The sequence below is a fragment of the Advenella mandrilli genome, assembly GCF_016595155.1.
Classification (GTDB): Bacteria; Pseudomonadota; Gammaproteobacteria; order Burkholderiales; family Burkholderiaceae_B; genus Advenella; species Advenella mandrilli.
This window is the reverse complement of record NZ_JAENGP010000015.1, coordinates 43,665-65,642: the sequence shown is the minus strand read 5'-3', so window position 1 is coordinate 65,642 and position 21,978 is coordinate 43,665. Positions and strand designations below refer to the sequence as shown.

Sequence of the window (21,978 nt, the reverse complement as noted above, 5' to 3'; positions counted from 1 at the left end):
GACCAAAAAAACACAAGACCATCAAGGAGTAGACAAAAGCACAACGATACTGCATGAGCAAAGAATCTAGCAAAAATCAACGAACTTGAAAATCTTATGTACGTACTATGACGACTATTGACAATCGTGTCAACAAAAATTTACCGGGCATTTACCCTAATTTATATGTAAATTCCTTAAATGTAAAAAAAAATGCCTGAAACACAAATCTTTTATGACATGCAAAAAGACTGTAATATCAGGCATTTACCTTTATATATTAAGGATTTAAGCGCTTACTTCTTTGAAAATGAAAACTTGCCGTCTTGTAAACCTACCAAAATAGTATCTTTTGGCCCCAGCTTTCCTTCAAGAATCTGTTTTGCAATCGAGTTCTCAATGTGTTGTTGAATAGCACGTTTTAAAGGTCTAGCACCAAAAACCGGATCATATCCACTCTCGGCAATTAAGGCCAGGGCTGCTTCGGATACTTCCAATTTCATTTCCTGTTCCTCCAGTCTTTGCGCAAGACGCTTCAACTGGATATTTGCAATCGATGCAATATGCTTGCTACTCAGGGCATGGAATACAACCACTTCATCAATCCGGTTCAGAAACTCTGGGCGGAAGGCCTGTTTAACATCTTCCCACACCACTTCTTTAATGGCCTCATAAGACTGCCCCACCATACTTTGAATATGATGCGACCCCAGGTTGGAAGTCATAATAATGACCGTATTGCGAAAATCAACCGTACGGCCCTGGCCATCAGTCAACCGGCCATCATCAAGTACCTGCAACAGCACATTGAAAACATCCGGATGCGCTTTTTCAACCTCATCAAGCAAAATCACGCTATAAGGCTTACGGCGTACCGCTTCAGTCAGGTAACCCCCTTCTTCATAGCCCACATACCCCGGAGGCGCGCCAATCAGACGGGCAACCGAATGTTTTTCCATGAACTCACTCATGTCAATCCTGACCATATGTTCATCAGAATCAAACAGAAATCCGGCCAGCGCCTTGGTTAATTCAGTTTTACCCACCCCAGTTGACCCCAGGAACAGGAAAGACCCATACGGCCGGGAGGGATCAGACAAACCGGCCCGTGAACGGCGAATCGCATCGGCAACCAGCGTAACCGCTTCATCCTGGCCAACCACCCGTTTGTGCAACTCATCTTCCATGGCCAACAATTTGGCACGCTCGCCTTGCATCATTTTAGAAACGGGTATGCCAGTGGCACGGGAAACCACTTCCGCAATTTCCTCTGTACCTACCTTGGTGCGTAGCAATTTAGGTTTTTCAGCCTGCTCCGCCCCTGCTTCGGCGGCTTTCAAGCGACCTTCCAGCTCGGGCAATTTGCTATATTGCAACTCTGCCAGTTTATCAAATTGCCCCTTGCGCTGGAACTCAGCCATTTGCGCCCGCAAGCGATCAATTTCTTCCTTGATGGCTTTTGAACCCTGCACGGCGGCTTTCTCTGCCTTCCAGACTTCTTCGTAATCGTTATACTCACGCTGAAGCTGTTCCATTTCCTCTTCAATTAATTTCAAACGACGCTGGGAGGCCTCGTCCGTTTCCTTGATCACGGCTTCACGTTCAATTTTCAGTTGAATAATACGCCGATCAAGCCGGTCCATCACTTCAGGCTTGGAGTCGATTTCCATCCGGATGCGGGCCGCGGCTTCGTCGATCAGGTCAATCGCCTTGTCGGGCAGGAAGCGGTCGGTAATATAACGATTGGAAAGTTCAGCAGCCGCCACAATGGCCGGGTCGGTAATATCCACCCCATGGTGAATTTCATAACGCTCTTGCAAACCACGCAAAATGGCAATGGTAGACTCAACATCCGGTTCATCAATAATTACTTTCTGGAAGCGTCGTTCAAGCGCGGCATCTTTTTCAATGTATTTGCGGTACTCATCAAGCGTGGTTGCACCAATGCAATGCAGCTCGCCGCGTGACAGGGCCGGTTTAAGCATATTGCCGGCATCCATCGCACCTTCTGCCTTGCCGGCCCCCACCATGGTGTGGATCTCATCAATAAAGACAATATTATTGCCATCATCCTGGGCCAACTCTTTCAAGACCGCTTTCAGGCGCTCTTCAAATTCGCCCCGATATTTGGCACCCGCCAGCAAAGCGGCCAAGTCCAGTGAAAGTACCCGTTTGCCACGCAATGACTCTGGGACTTCATCATTAATAATACGCTGGGCCAGCCCCTCGACAATCGCGGTTTTACCCACACCGGGTTCACCAATAAGCACGGGGTTGTTTTTGGTACGGCGCTGCAAAATCTGGATGGCCCGACGGATTTCATCATCGCGACCAATGACCGGATCCAGTTTGCCCTGGCGCGCGCGCTCGGTCAGGTCAGTCGTGTACTTTTCAAGTGCCTGGCGATTGGACTCGCCCTCTTGGTCGGTTAGGGATTCTCCGCCACGCACAGCTTCAATCGCTGCCTCGAGGGCTTTTTTCTGCAAGCCGGCTTCACGTAAAATACGGCCGGCCGCACCATTATCATCAGCCAATGCAAGCAAAAATAATTCACTGGCAATAAAAGCATCACCACGCTTTGCCGCTTCTTTGTCGGTTTTATTCAGCAGCCCATTCAGCTCCCGGCCAATCTGGATATTGGCATCGGCACCCTGCACTTGCGGAATTTCCTTGATTGCCTTTTCAAGCGCCGGCAACACACGGTTAACCGCCACGCCTGAGCGTGCCAGCAAACTGCCAGAACCACTTTCGGCATCAGCTAGCAAGGCAGACAGCACATGGACGGGTTCTATATAAGGGTTGTCGTTTCTGGTTGCCAGACTTTGCGCATCAGCTAAAGCCTGCTGGAACTTTGTTGTTAACTTATCAAATCGCATCATTCTTTCCCATAAAATGGTTGAGCGTATCTGCTCGGGTTATTTTTCAATACTACTTATATAGTGCTGGAACCATCAAATTTCAAGATATAAATTCAGATGTTAAAATGGCAGTTTACCCATTCAACAAGACAAAACAATTGTCGCAGGCAAATTGTCTTGTTTCATTACCGGTTTTCAATGTCAGCTTCCCTTCCCACACGATTTCCCCGCCATATTGTGATTGACACCTGTGTCCTGATGTCCAATATACTACGGCACTTGCTGCTGCGCATGGCGCAGGCCGGCCATTTTCAGCCAGTCTGGGCAGAATACATAGGCGTGGAATGGAGACGCAATGCCAGCCGCATCTGGAACGTTGCCCCCGAAATACTGGATACCGAATGGCAGATACTGCAAGAGCAGTTCCCGCTGGCCAATATGGGCGATGTGGCCGTTTTTGAGGAAGGCCTTAAACGCAGTGATAAAAAAGACTGGCATGTTATTGCGGCAGCGCGGGCCGTACAGCAAAAACATCCCGAAAGCACGGTCTGTATTCTAACCCGCAATATCAAGGATTTTCATCGAGCCGAAATCAGGAACCTGGGACTATACCTGTATGATCCCGACCAGTTTCTGGTTATGTGCTGGGAACACCATCAACCCTGCATGCAGACCCTGTTTGAGCTAATTCCAAAAGACGCCCTCACAATAGGACGCGCGGCTGAACCTTTGGAAACCGTGCTTAAGCGCGAGAGGCTGTTCCGGCTTAACAAACTGGTTCTGCAGGAACAGGAACGGCAGCTTGATCCTGTCATCTAGCGGGCAGACGAAAGTAGACAAAAAAAGCACTCACTGCCTGGACAATAGGCAGTTTAAATCTTAAGTACTTTACAAGAGGGTTTTAATGGGCAGATTTACTCAACTTGAAAGTTTTGTAGCGGTGGCAACGTTAGGTACCTTGTCTGCCGCAGCCCGACAGGCAAATGTTGCCCCGGCCATGATGGGCAGGCGCATTGATGCCCTGGAGGAACGCCTGGGCGTAAAATTAATCATACGATCAACCCGAAAACTGTCGCTGACTCCGGAAGGACATATTTTTCTGGAAGAGGCACAAAGAATCCTGAAAGACCTGGCCGATACCGAAAGCCTGATTACCCAAGGAAAGGTCAAAATCAGTGGCCCTTTGCGCATTACGGCGCCGGCCGGTTTCGGGAGAAAGCATGTTGCCCCACTTATTCCCGTATTTTGCGAACAATACCCGGACATCCAGGTCTCGCTTGACCTGACCGACCGGGTCGTTGACCTGGTGGAAGAACAATATGATTGCGCCATACGCATTGGTGACCTGGAAAACTCACAACTCATTGCCATCAGGTTGGCTGAAAACCACCGGGTTGTTGTGGCCTCTCCGGAATACCTGAAAATACACGGCACACCACAACATCCTGACGAACTCCAGCATCATGAATGCCTGTCCTTTGGTACCCAGGGTAACCAGCATAAGGGCTGGCTTTTCAAGGAAAACAACCAGATTATTGCTTTTAAGCCAAGAGCACGATTATCTTGCTCAGACGGTTCAGTACTGCTTAAATGGACTTTAAGCGGTTTTGGTTTGTCGTGGCGTTCTATGTGGGAAGTACGCAGTGAGATTGAAAAGGGGACATTAGTCACTATACTGGATGTATACAATACACCTGCAAATGGAATATATGCGATGTTACCCGACAGAAAACATTTACCCCAAAGAACCAGGAGTTTTATTGAATTGCTTAAAAACACGTATACACAAAAAAAATACTGGAAATAATGATACATTAATGCTGTAACATTATGATTACAATATTTTCAACATAGCTATACATATCAATTAGAAGAAAAAGGAGCCTGTAAATTAAACTGTGTAAACCGTCTATCATTACACCCATACAGGGTAAAGGATAGATCACATGGACAAAAAGAAACTGGAAGCGTTTGCTCGCGAGGCAGCCAAAGGCTTGAAGACTGAAAAGGACCTGAATGAATTCAGCCAGATGCTAACCAAGATTACGGTAGAGGCTGCCCTGAATGCCGAACTTGATGAGCATCTGGGCTACGAGCGGCATCAGTCTTCGGACAACACCAACAACCGCAATGGTTACACTGCCAAGACGGTCAAGACAGAAGATGGACAATTCGAGCTGAACACGCCTCGGGATCGTGACGGCAGCTTTGAGCCCAGGCTGGTTAAAAAGGGCCAGACACGTTTTACCTCAATGGATGACAAGATCCTGAGCCTTTACGCCAAAGGCATGACGACCCGCGAAATCGTGGCAACCTTCAAGGAAATGTACGGTGCCGACATTTCACCCACCCTGATCTCCAAAGTCACCGAAGCAGTGATCGACAAGGTTGATGAGTGGCAATCGCGCCCGCTGGAATCGGTTTACCCGATCGTCTATCTGGACTGCATTGTGGTCAAGATCCGACAGGACAGGCAAGTCATCAACAAAGCCCTCTATCTAGCGCTGGGGGTCAATTTAGAAGGCCATAAGGAACTGTTGGGCATGTGGCTGTCTGAGAACGAGGGCGCCAAGTTCTGGTTAGGCGTGCTCACGGAGTTGCAAAACCGTGGCGTCAAAGACATCCTCATTGCCTGCGTTGATGGGCTCAAAGGCTTCCCGGATGCGATCAGTGCCGCGTATCCGCAGACCCAAATCCAGCTGTGCATTGTTCATATGGTACGCAACGCGATGAAGTATGTGCCCTACAAGGACTACAAGGCAGTTGCTGCTGGACTCAAGCGTATTTACCAGTCTGCCACCGAGCAGGAAGCCTTGCGGGAACTGGAGCTGTTTGCTCAGCAATGGGATGACAAATATCCACAGATCAGCCGTAGCTGGCGTACCCACTGGCCGAACCTGAATACCCTGTTTCGCTATCCGGAGGACATTCGAAAAGCCATTTACACCACCAATGCCATCGAATCCCTGAACAGTGTCATTCGCAAGGCCATCAGCAAGCGCAAGTTGTTCCCGACAGACGATTCAGCCAGAAAAGTTATTTACCTTGCCATCATGGATGCGTCCAAAAAATGGACCATGCCAATTCGCAACTGGAAGCTTGCACTGAATCGGTTTATTATTGAGTTCGAAGATCGCATCAGCGATTATGTATAATCCAGACGGTTACACAGAATTATTTACACCCTCGAAAAAAGAAACAATATTCAAGTCTTTTTATTTAAACAGTAAATAAATGACTTAAGAAAATAATTGATATATGCCAAACAATAACAATTTTAATATGTTTTAACGGCTACAATGTACGCTGCTATCTCTGCTACTTGAGCATAGCAATAAGGAAAAGATTGGATGCTCAAACACCTTTTATTAAATAAAGAATCAATTCACTGTTCAACCTGTATGCTGGGACATCTATGTGTCCCTGGCGGCTTAACACCCTCTGAAACACACAGGCTGACCGAACTGATCAAAGAACGCATACGCATCCCTAAAGGCACGCTTTTTTTCAAGGTTGGCGATCCGCTGACGGCCATTTACAGTATTCGTTCGGGCTCCATGAAAACACAACTCGAAAATGAAAGTGGACACGTACAAATTACCGGCTTTTTTCTTGCCGGAGAATTACTGGGTCTTGATGGATTTAGCGAAGGCGCACACTTATCTAATGCCATTGCACTGGAAGATACCGAAGTTTGCGTTCTAAAACTTAGCGATCTTGATGCCCTAACCCATGAAATCCCTGCCCTGCAGCATCAATTCTGGAAAATCCTCAGTAAAGAAATTTCACGCTCACACAATCTGGTGCTATCTTTGGGTGCCATGCGCTCAGAACAGCGGGTGGCTTCATTCCTGTTGAATTTATCAACACGATTCACAAATCTGGGTTATTCACCCAACGAATTTATTCTGCGCATGAGCCGGGAAGAAATCGGCAACTATCTGGGACTTACACTTGAAACCGTCAGTCGCCTGCTTTCACGCTTTGCCAAAGAAGGATTAATTCGCATCCATCAGCGCCAGGTTCAATTATTAAGCAAATCGGGCTTAAATGACCTGATCAAACACGAACAAAACAGCAAGAAAAAATAAAAAAAGCACGAAATTTCTTTCGTACTTTTTATTGCCAGACATTAATAATAAAAACTAGAGTTCTTCTTCATTTCCAAACAGTTTGTTGTTTCCCCGTGAATTAACCATGAACAAACTTAAAACACTGGAAAATGCGGCCATCATCCAGAACAGAAAAAAACCGCCAGCATAGACCCATTCAATACTAACCGGGATATATCCAAAAATACTTATATCCGCAGGCTCTACTAACGCGAACACCACACCGCTTAACAGCCCGGCCGCCAAAAATGACGGCCATAAAATCCACATTATGGTACGCATATCACCCCCGTTGTTATTTGAGCTTTCTTTCTTCCACGTCTTTCCTTGCGTCAAACCCGGGAATATCTTTGCCATCTTTACTAACAAAAAGCCCTTGTTTGACGCCATCCAACTTGATTTGCTGATCTACATTTGTTGATAATGCCAGCACAATTGTAATGATGCAACCAATTATTGCCAGTGCCGGCCCGGCCATTAAAATCCATGGCCAAGGCTCCTTATACCAAGGGTTGACATCCAGATCATCATCATTGTAAGTAGACATGTAAATTTCCAGCTTAAAAATTAATTAGGAACATAAAAGCTTGTTTTACCATCTGCTTTAAGCTTAACATTCTCATTTTCCAGCGTCTCGGCTTTTAGCTCAAGATCGTACAGCCCCGGCTTGACTTCTTCAAGTGGAACCTGGATAACCAGCGGTACCCATTCATTGGCAAATGCGTCAACATTGACCACTGCCTTATCGGCATCACCAACACGTACCCGGGCATGTTCAATATCTTTGCCTTTAGCAGTAATTTCGAGCTCAAGTGGCCCTTCGGTCATATTGATAATTTGTATACGGTACACGTTTTCAATTAAGCCCCCCGGCACTTCACGGCCCAATGCCCCGCGATCACGCATGATATCCATACGCAATGGCGTACGCATCGCTACAGACACCACAAAGGCGATGACAAAAAACGCCAATAATGTGAGGTAAACATAAACACGAGGCTTGAACAGACGCTTTCTAGCCTGTTTGTTATCAAGGCCCTCAAGCATGCCGTTTTCAGACGTATAACGAATAAGGCCTTTGGGATAATTCATTTTATCCATAATCTGGTCACAGGCATCAATACAGGCGCCACAGCCAATACACATATACTGCAGGCCGTTACGGATATCAATACCGGTTGGACAGACCTGTACACAGACCGTACAGTCGATACAGTCTCCGAGACCAAGTTCATGGTGATCTACTTTGCGTGAACGTCCGCCACGAGGTTCACCACGGATTTTGTCATAGGTAACCACAAAGGTATCGGCGTCTACCATTACGCTTTGGAAGCGGGCATAAGGACACATGTACTTGCAGACTGCTTCGCGCAGAAAACCCGCATTACCCCAGGTTGCCACTGAATAAAAAATTATCCAGAACCATTGCCATGGACCCAGTTCCAAATTGATAAGGTCGGAGCCCAATTCACGGATAGGCGCAAAGTAACCAATAAAGGTGGAACCTGTCCACCAGGCGATAGCGATCCATAAAATATGTTTGGTTGCCTTGATACGAAATTTACGGAACGACCAAGGCGCTTCGTCGAGGCGAATACGGGCTACCCGATCACCTTCTACCTTGCGTTCTATCCACATGAAAATTTCGGTATAGACCGTTTGCGGACAGGCATATCCACAAAACAGGCGTCCGGCCAGTGCCGTAAACAGGAACAGGCCGTAAGCGGAAATAATAAGTATGACGGCCATATAAAATACATCTTGCGGCCACAATACCATACCAAAAAGATAAAATTTTCGGGCGCCAAGGTCGAACAGAACAGCCTGACGGTCATTCCATTGCAGCCATGGCAAGCCATAAAAAATAACCTGCGTAAAAAGAACGAGAATGATCCTCCAGCGGGCAAAGATACCGGTTACCGATCGGGGATAAATCTTCGCCCTGAATTCTTCGATAACCCTACTGGTTTCTTCCTCGGTCAACCCCGCCGAACTCGATACCTGAGTTGGACGTTGTATTTGCGCGGGTTGCCACGCTGGAGCTTGTTCCGAATTTTTATCTTCGGCACTTCGATCATTACTCATTCTTTCTTCCTTCCTTGATTTACTGCCTATTGCGCTGCCGCCGCTTTATTAGAGAGACTCCAGACATACGATGTCAACATACGGATCTGGTCAGGAGTAAGGAGATTTTTCTGTGCTGGCATAATACCCTCACGTCCATTCAAGATAGTATTGACAATATTGTCTTTGGAACTGCTACCCAACCAGATATTGTCTGTCAGATTTGGCGCACCCAGTGCCTTGTTACCTTTGGCATCAGCACCGTGACAGGCTACACAAAACTGGTTGAATGTTACTTGGCCTGCCGGTACCAGCGTTGCATCATGTGACAACCCAGAAAGGGAACGCACATAATTGGCCACTTCTTCGGCTTTTGCCTGGGGAATCGCGGCACCCAAAGGCGCCATAATACCGTGACGACCTTCTGTGATGGTTTGCAGGATTACCTCGGGCTCACCACCATACAACCAGTCGTTATCGGTCAGGTTGGGATAATCAGGTTGGCCTTTAGCATCTGAACCATGACACTGTGCGCAGTTATTCAGGAACAAGCGCTCACCAATGACGTGGGCCTCAGAGTTCTTGACCAATTCATCAATAGGCACTGCAGCAAACTTTTCATAGATAGGAGCAATGCTCTTGAGGTACTCGGCCCGCTCTTCCTCTACTTGCTTGGCTGCTGTATAGCCAAGCAGGCCTGGGCTGCTACCAAGCGCGGGGTACAGGAACATAATACCCAGCGCAACAACACACAAGCCAATGTACATGATGACCCACCAGCGTGGAATTGGTGTATTCAACTCACCAATTCCATCCCATATGTGGCCGGTACTTTCTTCACCTCTAGGGGCGCCACCCAGCCAGGCACGTTGTGTAAACAACAACCAAAGACAAAATACGACACCAACCAGCGCAATGATGGCAACCCAATAACTCCATCCAATGCTCACGAAATCACTCATGATCCATACCCCTTATTCTGATTTCCTTTATCCGACCCTTCATCTGGCAATGCGAATGGCAACCTTGCCGCCTCGTCATTGTCTTTGACACGGTGCTTTGACCATGCCCACCAGATGATTCCAAAAAACATCAACATTGATATGACGGTGAATACACCATTCAATATAGCCATATCAGTTACCCTCCGGTATGGACTGCCTGTGTCGCAGGTTGGGCAGTTTCTTTGGCACGTAACGCATTGATAAAGCCGACACCCAGACTTTGCAGGTAAGCAACAACAGCATCTTCCTCTGTTTTACCGGCAAGCTCTTTATTGGCATTGGCAATCTGTTCTTCGGTATATGGAACACCCAGCATACGCAGTGCATTCATACGAGGTTTCAGATCTACGTTGGAAATATCCTTATGTTGCAACCAGCTATATCCTGGCATATTGGACTCTTTAACCAGGGCACGCGGATCACGCAAGTGAAGCCTGTGCCAGTCGTCAGAATAACGGCCACCAACACGGGCAAGATCAGGGCCGGTACGTTTGGAACCCCACAGGAATGGGTGATCGTAAACGGACTCACCCGCCAGAGAGTAATGGCCGTAACGCAACACTTCGGATTGCAGCATACGTACCTGCTGTGAGTGACAGCCTACACAACCTTCCTTGATGTACACATCACGACCAGCCAATTGCAAGGGCGTATAAGGAGTGACCCCCTCGGCTGGTTGAGTGGTTGAATGCTGGAAGAATAAAGGAACAATTTGCACCAGTCCGGCAAATGAGATAACCAGGATACTGAGAATAATCAGTATCCCGACATTCTTCTCGATAGTTTCGTGTGAGAAAAAACTTTTTGATTTATTAGTCATTAGAGTTCCCCTATTTACACTGCTGCAGGAGCACCAACTGCTGATGCCTGGTAAGAGTCTTCGGAAGAACCAACCGGCACTACAGGATTAACAGGTTTTTGCCCTTTAATAGTAATAATAACGTTGTATAACATGATAATCACACCAGCCAGGAAGCAAGCGCCACCGGTGAAACGAATGATGTAAAGCAGATACTTGGATTGAAGCGCCTGCACAAATGCATAAGTCATCGTGCCATCAGGCTCAACAGAACGCCACATCAGACCTTCCATTACGCCGGCAATCCACATTGAAGCAATATACAGGACCACGCCAATGGTAGCGATCCAGAAGTGAGCTTCTACCAGGGATTTACTGGCCATGTTATCGCGCCCCCACAAACGGGGAATCATGTAATACAGACTTCCAAAAGTAATCATGGCAACCCAGCCCAGCGCACCAGAGTGAACGTGAGCAATGGTCCATTCTGTATAATGAGACAAGGCGTTGACTGGACGGATGGACATCATTGAGCCTTCGAAGGTAGACATACCATAGAAAGACAGTGCCACAACCATGAACTTCAGGATTGGATCTGTTCTAAGTTTATGCCAGGCACCTGACAACGTCATAATACCGTTGATCATACCACCCCATGATGGCGCAAGCAGAATCAGGGAGAATGCCATGCCCAGACTTTGAGTCCAGTCTGGAAGTGAGGTGTACAGCAAATGGTGAGGACCTGCCCACATGTAGGTAAAGGCCAATGACCAGAAGTGAACAATCGACAAACGATAAGAATAAACAGGACGGTTAGCCTGTTTAGGAATAAAGTAGTACATCATGCCAAGGAAACTGGTTGTCAGGAAGAAGCCAACCGCGTTGTGGCCATACCACCATTGAACCATTGCGTCTTGTACGCCCGCATATGCAGAGTAAGACTTGAACCAGCCCCAGGGAATTTCAATATTGTTAAAAATGTGTAAAACGGCAATGGTCAGGATATATGACCCAAAGAACCAGTTTGCCACATAGATATGCTTGACCTTGCGCTTGACAATGGTGCCGAAGAAAACAATGGCGTAAGAAACCCAGATCAGTGTGATCAGGATATCAATAGGCCACTCGAGTTCGGCATATTCTTTACTGGACGTAAAGCCTGCAGGCAGAGAAATAACAGCCCCAACAATAACCAGCTGCCAGCCCCAGAAGGTGAATGCAGCCAGTTTATCAGAAAACAAACGGGCCTGACAGGTACGCTGCACGACATAATATGACGTTGCGAACAGACCACTGCCACCAAAGGCAAAAATTACCGCGTTGGTATGTAAGGGACGAAGACGTCCGTAACTTAACCAATCAACCAGATTCAGATTGGGCCAGATAAGTTGTGCGGCAATAAAAACGCCGACAAACATCCCCACAATCCCCCAGATCACCGTCATAATGGCGAACTGCCGAACTACCTTGTAATTGAAGGTTTCGGCTTCACTAACAGTTGCGTTTTGAGTACGCATAGACCATCCTCTCTAAAAATTACCACTTTATTTTTTTGTGATACCGATAAGAATCATGAAACATTTTTACAAATTTGGTTTGACTTGAATCAACAAGACAAGAATCCAGAGCAATTTATACCTATGTTGACCCGCATTCTACATGAACTCTTGTTAAAACAAACTCCCGTGTTGCAATACAACAAAGTAAGCTATTTAGCAGAGGAATTGTCAAGTATGATTTGAGTCATTATCTTCAAGAATGGATTTCCCATTCTCTTCTGTATCATCAAACTGACCGGAGAACACCGCCCAATACAGTGCAATACCGATACCGATCACAAACAAAAATGAAACGGGAAGCAATAAAAACAAAGATTCCATTTCATTTATCCCTGAACGGCTTTCCCTGCCGTCCAATCAGGGCCAATAATAAAGCCCTGATTATGGAATTTTTTATATAAACGCCATGAGTTCCAGGCCACAGCCAAAGAAGATACCAACATGGTAATGGCCGCAACCCATGGTGCCACCAACCCGAACATGGCCAGTGGGGCCATGAGAATATGCCACGCCAGGGAACCGTAAAGGTTTTGATTGGCGGTTTTTCGGGTAAGGCTTAATACGAATTCTTGTTGTTCCGGGGTAAAACTGTAATTATTGAGAAAGATTGCACGGGCGGCAGAGGAAGCCGTAGGAACCGCCATGGACAAGGCACAGGGGCAACTCATGACGAATAGCGCAACCAGTACGGGCAAGGCATGAGACCTGTCTATAAACAGGTACCAGACAATGCCGCTGGCAATAGCCAGCAGTATTTGAATAACGACAAATGCAAAAGCGATTTTATCGGCTTTTGCAGTCATAATGGCACGTTCCTGTTCCAGGATGGCGGGTGTGCCGATTTTAGAATAACGGGCCGATTGTTCGGCGCAAAATTCCAGATAGCGTGCAGTTAGCAAAAACGCCACAAACATGGCAACGGATTCGAAATAAACTTCGCCTTGCTGATTGATGGTAGCGATGACACTGGGAATAAACGCGGTAAGAATACCTAGCGCAACAGGCCAATCCATGTTGACGCGCACTGAGTTTGAAGAGGATTTTTTGAAAACGCCCAGCCAGATTGGCCATGCACAATAAAGAAGAACTGGCATGGTTAACGCAAAACTGAGCCAATTCATGATGATGATAGCCGTATCAAGCATGGCCAGACTTTCTGTGCCAATGTATTCACCACGCAGATAACCTGGAAATGCGAACATCATTACCTGCATCATGACGAGCCATGCAATACCCAGACTTGCAAGCATATGCCGGCGTTTTTGCCGCTCATGATCAGGCAGGTCTTTAGGCGTTGAAAAAATGGAAGCGGCTTTCATAGCATAGGATAGTACTAATTTATTGCCCTGCCCGTCTTGATAATTATCAAGACGGCTGCATATTTATGAGCATAAAACAAAAACACACAACAAACGTCTGGCTTTATATGTCAAGATGATTGGTTTTGTTTTTAATAACCAGCTATTTACATTGCACTTTAAGTTTTATTTATTTAATTAAATACGCCTTGCGACAAGTAACGATCTCCTCTGTCGCAGACGATATAAACGATTGTAGCATTCTGCGTACGTTGCGCAACACGTAAGGCGGCAACCAGCGCACCCGCTGATGAGATACCGCCAAAAATACCCTCTTCGGCCGCCACACGACGGGCCATGTTTTCGGCTTCTTCCTGAGCAATCAACTCAAAACAGTCTACCCCTTTTGGGTTGTAGATTTTGGGTTGATATTCTTCTGACCATTTCCGGATACCCGGTATGGATGCCCCTGGGGCAGGCTGAGCACCCACCACTTCAATTGCCGGATTTTTTGATTTCAGGTAGGAGCCCGTACCCATAATGGTACCGGTTGTTCCCATGGCGCTGACAAAATGCGTGACCCTGCCGTTGGTTTGCTGCCAGATTTCTGGGCCTGTCCCTTCGATATGTGCCAATGGGTTATCGGGGTTGGCAAATTGATCAAGCACCACCCCCTTACCTTCAGACTGCATGCTTAAGGCCAGATCACGGGCATATTCCATCCCCCCCTGCTCTGCTTTAGTCAAAATAAGTTCTGCACCATATGCTTTCATGGACGCACGTCGCTCAAGGGAAAGGTTATCTGGCATGATAAGTATCATTTTATAACCACGGATTGCCGCCGCCATCGCCAATGCAATACCAGTATTACCGCTGGTTGCTTCGATAAGCGTATCGCCGGGCTTGATTTGTCCCCGAGCCTCTGCGTGCTTGATCATGGACAATGCCGGACGATCCTTGACCGAGCCTGCTGGATTATTTCCTTCAAGCTTGGCCAAAATGACATTCCCCCTGGGATCGCCAAAGGCACCGGGAAGTCGTTGTAACCGTACCAGCGGCGTATTGCCGATAGTGTCTTCAATAGTAGGATAGGTATTAGTCATAGTAATGAAATCATATACCATTTTTCTTCAATCCCACGACTATTTTATTAGTAATCAGTATTTCCCTGTCGGGGTTTAATCAATGTTGGCTTTGCTGCAGACAGCGAACGTTTTCTTTCTTTTCGGTCAACCGCCTGCGCCCGAGTGTCCTTATCTGTGAGCGCCTTATCGGACAATGTCTCGCTTTTTATTTGCAAGCCCGCCTCAAACAGCTTATTTGCCCTTTTAGCCCCTATCCCTTTCACCCTTGAAGCCAAATCTTGCCTTGACAGGAAAGGGCCACCCCTTTGCCGTTCCCTGATAATATTTTCTGCCGTTTTCAGCCCGATCCCCTTGATTGATACCAACTGTTCACGACTGGCTGAATTAAGGTCGATCGCGCAGACCTCATTTGAAAGAAAAACCAACAGTAAAAATAAGCATTTTAACCAGCAGGATTTGAATGTTTTTATTCGTTTCATGAACACCCCGTCACTGAACCAGACAGTCATCATCCTACTTTTCAGGTTTAATGAGTGAAAAAATGAATAAAAAAACCATCCGTATTTATACAGATGGTTTGAAATAAGAATTTAAGAGATTCGGAAATTCAGAAATTCGGAAATTCAAATTGAAAAATGTTATTTTACGTTTTCGCGCAAGGCTTTCACATAGCGACTCACACCAGTTTCAACATCAAGCATGTCAGCAGTATAACCAGCCTGACGCAGGGCAGTAAGATCGGCCTGGGTAAAGCTTTGATATCTGCCTTTCAAGTCTTCAGGGAATGGCGTGTAGCGAATCAGACCAGCCTGCACCAATTCTTCTAACGATAAAGCGGCTTCCCCACGCTCTTCCCTTAATGTATTGACCACTGCTTTGGCAACATCATTAAAAGGTTGGGCACGGCCTGAACCACAGTTAAAGATACCGGATTTTTCAGGGTGATCAAGAAAATACAGATTAACGGCCACCACATCTTCCACAGAGATGAAATCGCGGCTTTGCTGGCCATCACCATAACCATCCCAACCACCAAACAAACGCACATGCCCTTCTTTAAGAAACTGGGTCATATTATGAAAAGCCACCGATGCCATTCTTCCCTTGTGCTGCTCGTGAGGGCCATATACATTAAAATACCTTAAGCCCACTACCTGCGACGTAAGACTGCCCATGCGGCTGCGCAAGACCTGGTCAAACAGGAATTTGGAGTATCCATACACATTAAGCGGCGCTTCATTTTTAATATTCTCGGCATACACCGGCCCGGCACCATACACCGCAGCCGATGACGCATAAATAAACGGAATGGCACGGGCCTGGGCAAAATTGCATAACTCCAGTGTTACGCGATAGTTATTATCCATCATGAAATGGCCATCCCGTTCGGTGGTATCCGAACAGGCTCCCTGGTGAATAATGGCCTTTATGTTACCGACATTGCCCGTACTGATATGCCTGCGAAAATCATCCTTATGGATGTAATCGGCAATTTGGCAATCGCGTAAATTAATGAATTTATCGCCATCAGTCAGATCATCAACGGCCACAACACGATTTATACCCTTGCGATTCAGGCCACGTACAATATTACTGCCAATAAATCCGGCTGCTCCGGTTACTACGATCATAACAATTCCTCCGCACTTACAATGGATGTACCCAATTTTCCCACCACAATACTGCCTGCCTTGTTGGCCCAATATATTGCCTGTGGCCAATCCAGGCCTGCTGCCCTGGCTACGGCCAATGTTGCCAATACAGTATCTCCTGCACCGGAAACATCAAAAACCTCTTGCGCCAACGCATCTTCATGAAAACGACCCTGCTTGTTAAACAAAGTCATCCCCTGCTCTGAGCGGGTGATCAACAACGCTTCCAGCGCATATTCCTTGCGCAGTGTCTGTGCCAGCTCATTCAATTTCTCTTCGGATTCCCAGTGCCCCACCGCCTGCTGCATTTCCGAGCGATTAGGCGTAACCAGGCTGGCATGACGATAGCGCGCGTAATTGTCGCCTTTAGGATCAACCAACACGGGAATATTACACTCCACCGCATAGGCAATCATGGCTTCAACATGGGTTAACGTCCCTTTGGCATAATCGGAAAGTACCAGTACGTCATGCTGCGCAATTAGCGATTTGGCTTTTTCTTCAAGCATTTGCAAGGCTGAAGCCTGGGGGGGATATTCGAAATCTATCCTGAGCAATTGCTGCTGTCGCCCCAGCACCCGCATTTTCAGGGTGGTATGCAGGCTTTGGTCCTGGATAAGGTAAGGATCAATACCAGCCTCGTCGGCCAGATACTGAATTTGCCCTCCGGCCTCATCAGGCCCCACAATGCCCAGCAATGAGGCCTTTGCGCCCATGGCAACAATATTTCTGGCCACGTTTGCCGCCCCCCCCAGGCGATCTTCACGGCGGGCCACCCGAACAACAGGGACAGGTGCTTCGGGTGAGATTCGGTCAACCTCACCAAACCAGTAACGATCAAGCATGGTGTCACCAATCACCAGAATTTTTTTCTGTTTGATAATTTCCAGTGGAAATGAATCCATCACATTTCTTCCAGTTTTTTGGGCTGATAGGTTTCCCACATATTGCATCCAGGGCATTGCCAATAAAACGCCCTGGCCTCAAAACCACAGGAACTGCAACTGTATCGATCAAGCCTTTGTGTATGCTTGCGGATCATTTTGTGCAACAGCGATAGCTCCACATCGGGCAAAACCCTGCCAGAGGCATTGGTTTTCTCTCCGTCAGCGGCCGCTTTCAACTCAACCTCAAGAAGCTTATCAAGGCCCAGCAGGGAAGGATGTAACCGTAAGGATTCAGAGGCAAAATGCCATGCGGGTGCAGCCCCTTGCTGTTCTCGCAACTCGCTAAATACTATTTTAAACAAATCCAGGGAAGGATGAGCCAGGTAATGTTGTTTTAATAAATCCAGTCCTTGTTCCGCCTGCTGGTTTACCTTGTAATTTTCAAGCAAATTACCGGCAACCAATCCAACATATTCGGGGGCATTGGCAATTACCTGTTCAAGATATTTTCTTTCAGCTTCCCCGTCACCCTGTATGTTCATTAATTTTGCTTTAAGCATGGCAATCCGCACGGCAGCAGCATTGGTCCGGAGCTCTCCTTGCTGTTTTAGCAATGCCTGTTCAGCCTTTTTCAGTTCTTCATTGATATAGTTAATATCAGGCTGTTTGGACTGCATGGATTGCTGCGCCAGTTCACAATGGTAATGAATAAGCTGAGGAATAGGCTCATCAAGCATTTGGTGAAGATGCCTGACGGCCTCAATGGCCTTGGGCCAATCGTGCTCGGCCTCGTAGATGCGGATAAGCGAACGGTTTGCTGGCACGGCGTACGTGCTATCAAGCACCGCCTTATAGGCCTCTTCGGCACGGTCAAACATACCCGCCTTGAAGAAATCCTGGGCAAGCTCATGCTGGGCATGATCACGGTCCTGTTTGGGCAAATCAGCCCGCGAAAGCAGACTTTGGTGAACCCTGATGGCACGCTCTATTTCACCACGACGACGAAACAGACTTCCCAGGGCAAAATGAAGTTCGATGGTTTCAGTATCAAGCTTTGCCACTTCAATAAAAGCATCTATCGCGTTGTCATGATCTTCATTTAACAGAAAATTCAGCCCCTTGAAATAAGAGTCGGGCAATTGTCGTGTTTCAGACATCATTTGCCGCACATCGACTCGTGCGGCAATCCAGCCCAAACCAAATAAAATGGGTATAAGTATCAGCCACCAAGCTTCATAATCCACCAAACTGCTGCTCCTTTAGATCTTCGTGATTGCGGTTGAGTCTGATGTTTTGGCCGACAAGTTGCCCGTTGCCTCAGACTTATTGCCTTTAGTGGCATTAACATCTTTTTTAAGACGGGCAATTTCACTTTTAAGCTGGCCAACCTGGCGTGTTTTTTTAATACGCGCCAAAATTGCCAGCAAATACGCAAACACGGCGCCAAGAAAAAAAGTAACCAGCAACACCACAATCAAGGGTATGTTATTAACTGCCACATCCGAAAAGAACCTGACCGATACCGGCTGAGTATTTTTCAGGGCGAATAACAAGACCAGTAAAAATATAATCAGGCGCAATGCCCAAATAAAATAATGCACAACCCTCTCCTCTAATCCTGAAAACAACACATTGTAATGCGAAATTGCCTTTTAAAATACTGCACATCTGCTTTTCTTCATTTATAAACAAAAAAACTCCGACGTTTTAAGTTCGGAGTTTTTTATTGAGCAATTATCAAGTCAGCCTAACAACTGGCTACCTTAACTCTGCCCGATTCAAGATTTTCATGAGCCAAAGATTCTGATTTAAGCTCATTGCCAGCTTTGAATACAGAATCTACACGCTCGCGTAATTCCTTACCAGCCTTAAAATGTGGCACCCTTTTACCTGGCACCATCACCTGTTCGCCCGACTTGGGATTACGACCTACCCGTGGAGCACGTAATGACAGGGAAAAACTGCCAAAACCACGGATTTCGATACGCTGTCCCTTTGCCAAGGCATTGGTAAGCGCATCTAACATGGTTTTAACAGCATATTCCGAGTCACGTGCAGCAAGCTGTGGATAGCTTGCTGCCAGTGCTTCGATCAACTCTGATTTAGTCACTGTTTATTCGTCTTTAGCTTGATCAAGTTTAGCCTTCAGCAAGGCACCCAGACTTGTTGTGCCTGAAGAAGCACTTGTATCTGTCATGCGTTGCAGTGCATCTGCTGTTTCAGCATTGTCACGTGCTTTGATGGACAGCTGGATTGAACGGGCTTTACGATCAATGTTCAGGATCATGGCTTCAACGTTGTCACCTTCTTTCAGGACAGCTGTTGCATCTTCTACACGACCGGCAGAAATTTCTGATGCACGCAGATAGCCTTCAACGTCCAGAGACAATGTAACAACGGCACCTTTAGGCTCAACAGATTTGATAACGCCAGGAACAACTACGCCTTTATCGTTGGAAGACACGAAGTTATTGAATGGATCGCCTTCCAGCTGCTTGATACCCAGAGAGATACGCTCTTTGTCGGTGTCGATAGCCAGAACAACCGCATCAATCTCGTCGCCTTTCTTGAAGTTGCGAACCGCTTCTTCACCAGAGTCTGCCCATGACAAGTCGGACAGGTGAACCAGGCCGTCGATACCGCCAGGCAGACCAATGAACACACCAAAGTCTGTAATTGACTTGATGGCACCATGAACTTTGTCACCACGTTTGAAGTTAATGGCAAAATCTTCCCACGGATTGGCGCGACACTGTTTCATGCCCAGTGAAATACGACGACGATCTTCGTCGATTTCAAGAACCATGACTTCAACTTCTTCACCCAGGCTAACTACTTTGCGTGGATCAACGTTTTTGTTTGTCCAGTCCATTTCTGAAACGTGAACCAGACCTTCGATGCCGGTTTCCACTTCAACAAAAGCACCGTAGTCGGTAAGGTTGGTCACTTTACCGAACAGGCGTGTGCTTTGTGGGTAACGACGAGCCAGACCCACCCAAGGATCTTCGCCCAGCTGCTTAACGCCCAGTGATACACGGCTTTTTTCCTGGTCGAACTTAAGTACCTTGGCTTCGACTTCCTGACCAACAGACAGAACTTCGGATGGGTGACGCACACGACGCCATGCCATATCAGTGATGTGCAACAGACCGTCAATACCGCCAAGGTCAACGAAAGCGCCGTAATCGGTAATGTTTTTAACAATACCGGTAACCACAGCACCTTCCTGCAGGGTTTCGAGCAGTTTTTGACGCTCTTCACCCATGTTCACTTCGAGTACTGAGCGACGTGACAGAACAACGTTATTACGCTTGCGATCAAGCTTGATAACCTTGAACTCCATGGTTTTGCCTTCATAAGGCGTGGTATCTTTGACCGGACGCAGGTCTACCAGTGAGCCGGGCAGGAATGCGCGAATGCCGTTAGTCATGACAGTCAAACCGCCTTTGACTTTACCGGTAATCGTACCGGTAACCATTTCACCGGACTCAAGCGCTTGCTCCAGGGACAACCATGCAGACAGACGTTTTGCACGGTCACGGGACAGGATGGTGTCTCCGTAGCCGTTTTCGAGTGAATCAATGGCGACAGAAACGAAATCACCTTCGTTAACTTCAAGTTCGCCCTGATCATTCAGGAATTCTTCAAGGGGGATTAAAGATTCAGATTTTAATCCGGCATTAACCACCACAAAATTGTGGTCGATGCGCACAACTTCTGCTGAAATCACTTCACCTGATTTCATATCCTGGTTTTTAACACTTGCAGCAAACAGGTCTGCAAAGCTTTCGCCACCAATAGCGTCTTGTAAAGTTACGGATGTCATTAAACTATATCCAACGGCCCTTAGGGCCTATAAAAAAATACACACCAGGAAATACAATTTTCCTGGTGGAGTGAATGATATCTTTCATGTGGGTAGAAGTTTGTACCCCATACATGAAAGCTCTCACAGCAAAACCACAACAGGCTTTGCCATTATTACCTACCGCCCTGACAATAAGCGCTTTACGCGTTTACTTCAGCCCAGTAAGCCAATACTTTTGCAACGGATTCCTCTATTGACAGCGTTGAGGAATCGATGATTTTTGCATCTTGTGCCGGAACCAATGGAGCATGACTTCGATGCATATCCCGCTCGTCCCGCGCTTTCAGATCTTCCAACAAGGCTGATAGATTAGCAGAAATTCCTTTTTCGATCAACTGCTTATAACGTCTTTGTGCCCTTTCATCGACATCTGCAATCAGAAAAACCTTCAATTTTGCATCAGGAAAAATAACGGTACCCATATCCCGACCATCGGCCACCAGGCCAGGCGCTTTCCTGAATGCCCGCTGCCGCTCGAACAGGGCCTGCCGTAGCAATGGATAAGTGGCTATTTGGGACGCCAGTGCCCCCACCTCTTCCTGACGCAACGCATCACTGACATCGTCGTTATCCAGCAACACCTGCTGCCCCACAAAACGGACATCAAGATTACGGGCCACCTCGGCAATTTCTGCCTCATGGGTAGGAAGAATACCTTTTCTCATGACGGCCAGAGCACTTAAGCGATACAGCATACCGGAATCAAGCTGATGCCAGCCAAGCGTTTGGGCCACGATACCGGCCAACGTCCCCTTGCCAGAAGCACTGGGGCCATCAATCGCAATAACAGGTGGCAAACTTGCGTTAATCATG

Annotated in this window: 23 protein-coding genes; 4 read left to right on the top strand and 19 right to left on the bottom strand. The window is 47.0% G+C overall.

Annotated features, from left to right (window positions below):
- Window positions 1-275: 275 nt before the first annotated feature.
- The gene (gene clpB / locus JHL22_RS13075; RefSeq protein WP_200238414.1) at window positions 276-2,855 is read right to left on the bottom strand and encodes an ATP-dependent chaperone ClpB; all 2,580 of its coding nucleotides are present in this window, start codon (window positions 2,853-2,855) and stop codon (window positions 276-278) included.
- 180 nt (window positions 2,856-3,035) lie between these two features.
- Between clpB and JHL22_RS13070 the strand changes: the two genes are divergently transcribed.
- From JHL22_RS13070 to JHL22_RS13055, 4 genes are all read left to right on the top strand, one after another.
- The gene (locus JHL22_RS13070; protein ID WP_200238312.1) at window positions 3,036-3,656 is read left to right on the top strand and encodes a PIN domain-containing protein; all 621 of its coding nucleotides are present in this window, start codon (window positions 3,036-3,038) and stop codon (window positions 3,654-3,656) included.
- Window positions 3,657-3,741: 85 nt separating this feature from the next.
- Window positions 3,742-4,644, top strand: a complete 903-nt coding sequence (locus JHL22_RS13065) for a LysR family transcriptional regulator (RefSeq protein ID WP_200238309.1) — start codon at window positions 3,742-3,744, stop codon at window positions 4,642-4,644.
- Window positions 4,645-4,783: 139 nt separating this feature from the next.
- Window positions 4,784-5,992 carry an IS256 family transposase gene (locus JHL22_RS13060; RefSeq protein ID WP_200238306.1) on the top strand — a complete coding sequence of 403 codons (1,209 nt, stop codon included), beginning with the start codon at window positions 4,784-4,786 and terminating at the stop codon, window positions 5,990-5,992.
- A gap of 195 nt (window positions 5,993-6,187) precedes the next feature.
- Window positions 6,188-6,928 (top strand): helix-turn-helix domain-containing protein, encoded by a 741-nt coding sequence (locus JHL22_RS13055; protein ID WP_200238304.1) that lies wholly within the window; start codon window positions 6,188-6,190, stop codon window positions 6,926-6,928.
- Window positions 6,929-6,982: 54 nt separating this feature from the next.
- On the opposite strand, the gene JHL22_RS13050 is transcribed toward JHL22_RS13055, so the two are convergent.
- From JHL22_RS13050 to cmk, 18 genes are all read right to left on the bottom strand, one after another.
- Window positions 6,983-7,231 carry a hypothetical protein gene (locus JHL22_RS13050; RefSeq protein WP_200238300.1) on the bottom strand — a complete coding sequence of 83 codons (249 nt, stop codon included), beginning with the start codon at window positions 7,229-7,231 and terminating at the stop codon, window positions 6,983-6,985.
- A gap of 13 nt (window positions 7,232-7,244) precedes the next feature.
- Window positions 7,245-7,496, bottom strand: a complete 252-nt coding sequence (locus JHL22_RS13045) for a FixH family protein (protein ID WP_200238297.1) — start codon at window positions 7,494-7,496, stop codon at window positions 7,245-7,247.
- A gap of 20 nt (window positions 7,497-7,516) precedes the next feature.
- Window positions 7,517-9,034, bottom strand: coding sequence for a cytochrome c oxidase accessory protein CcoG (gene ccoG / locus JHL22_RS13040; protein ID WP_200238294.1), 1,518 nt, complete (start codon window positions 9,032-9,034; stop codon window positions 7,517-7,519).
- A gap of 26 nt (window positions 9,035-9,060) precedes the next feature.
- On the bottom strand, window positions 9,061-9,975 hold the full coding sequence (ccoP, locus tag JHL22_RS13035) for a cytochrome-c oxidase, cbb3-type subunit III (protein ID WP_200238291.1): 915 nt from the start codon (window positions 9,973-9,975) through the stop codon (window positions 9,061-9,063).
- Window positions 9,972-10,148 (bottom strand): cbb3-type cytochrome oxidase subunit 3, encoded by a 177-nt coding sequence (locus JHL22_RS13030; RefSeq protein WP_200238288.1) that lies wholly within the window; start codon window positions 10,146-10,148, stop codon window positions 9,972-9,974. Before JHL22_RS13030 ends, ccoP begins: the two co-directional genes overlap by 4 nt.
- Before the next feature lie 5 nt (window positions 10,149-10,153).
- The gene (gene ccoO, locus JHL22_RS13025; protein WP_200238285.1) at window positions 10,154-10,837 is read right to left on the bottom strand and encodes a cytochrome-c oxidase, cbb3-type subunit II; all 684 of its coding nucleotides are present in this window, start codon (window positions 10,835-10,837) and stop codon (window positions 10,154-10,156) included.
- Between the two features lie 14 nt (window positions 10,838-10,851).
- Complete coding sequence (gene ccoN / locus JHL22_RS13020) at window positions 10,852-12,333, bottom strand: cytochrome-c oxidase, cbb3-type subunit I (RefSeq protein ID WP_200238282.1); 1,482 nt, start codon at window positions 12,331-12,333, stop codon at window positions 10,852-10,854.
- Between the two features lie 210 nt (window positions 12,334-12,543).
- Window positions 12,544-12,696, bottom strand: a complete 153-nt coding sequence (gene ccoS, locus JHL22_RS13015) for a cbb3-type cytochrome oxidase assembly protein CcoS (protein WP_189383571.1) — start codon at window positions 12,694-12,696, stop codon at window positions 12,544-12,546.
- 5 nt (window positions 12,697-12,701) lie between these two features.
- On the bottom strand, window positions 12,702-13,694 hold the full coding sequence (locus JHL22_RS13010) for a P-type ATPase actuator domain-containing protein (RefSeq protein WP_200238279.1): 993 nt from the start codon (window positions 13,692-13,694) through the stop codon (window positions 12,702-12,704).
- 173 nt (window positions 13,695-13,867) lie between these two features.
- On the bottom strand, window positions 13,868-14,776 hold the full coding sequence (cysM, locus tag JHL22_RS13005; RefSeq protein WP_200238277.1) for a cysteine synthase CysM: 909 nt from the start codon (window positions 14,774-14,776) through the stop codon (window positions 13,868-13,870).
- 47 nt (window positions 14,777-14,823) lie between these two features.
- Entirely contained in the window at window positions 14,824-15,237 is a 414-nt protein-coding gene (locus JHL22_RS13000; RefSeq protein ID WP_200238274.1) for a ComEA family DNA-binding protein, read from the bottom strand.
- A gap of 159 nt (window positions 15,238-15,396) precedes the next feature.
- Window positions 15,397-16,389 (bottom strand): ADP-glyceromanno-heptose 6-epimerase, encoded by a 993-nt coding sequence (gene rfaD / locus JHL22_RS12995; protein WP_200238272.1) that lies wholly within the window; start codon window positions 16,387-16,389, stop codon window positions 15,397-15,399.
- Window positions 16,386-17,315 carry a D-glycero-beta-D-manno-heptose-7-phosphate kinase gene (gene rfaE1, locus JHL22_RS12990; protein ID WP_200238412.1) on the bottom strand — a complete coding sequence of 310 codons (930 nt, stop codon included), beginning with the start codon at window positions 17,313-17,315 and terminating at the stop codon, window positions 16,386-16,388. The genes rfaD and rfaE1 overlap by 4 nt, the downstream gene beginning before the upstream one ends.
- A complete protein-coding gene (gene lapB, locus JHL22_RS12985) occupies window positions 17,315-18,541 on the bottom strand; it encodes a lipopolysaccharide assembly protein LapB (RefSeq protein WP_200238270.1) in 1,227 nt (408 codons plus the stop codon). Before lapB ends, rfaE1 begins: the two co-directional genes overlap by 1 nt.
- A 15-nt stretch (window positions 18,542-18,556) precedes the next feature.
- Window positions 18,557-18,898, bottom strand: coding sequence for a LapA family protein (locus JHL22_RS15985; protein WP_200238267.1), 342 nt, complete (start codon window positions 18,896-18,898; stop codon window positions 18,557-18,559).
- Between the two features lie 146 nt (window positions 18,899-19,044).
- The gene (locus JHL22_RS12975) at window positions 19,045-19,407 is read right to left on the bottom strand and encodes an integration host factor subunit beta (RefSeq protein ID WP_200238264.1); all 363 of its coding nucleotides are present in this window, start codon (window positions 19,405-19,407) and stop codon (window positions 19,045-19,047) included.
- Window positions 19,408-19,410: 3 nt separating this feature from the next.
- Window positions 19,411-21,123 carry a 30S ribosomal protein S1 gene (rpsA, locus tag JHL22_RS12970; protein ID WP_200238261.1) on the bottom strand — a complete coding sequence of 571 codons (1,713 nt, stop codon included), beginning with the start codon at window positions 21,121-21,123 and terminating at the stop codon, window positions 19,411-19,413.
- A 182-nt stretch (window positions 21,124-21,305) separates the two neighbouring features.
- Window positions 21,306-21,977, bottom strand: coding sequence for a (d)CMP kinase (gene cmk, locus JHL22_RS12965; protein WP_200238258.1), 672 nt, complete (start codon window positions 21,975-21,977; stop codon window positions 21,306-21,308).
- Between the last annotated feature and the right edge of the window lies 1 nt (window position 21,978).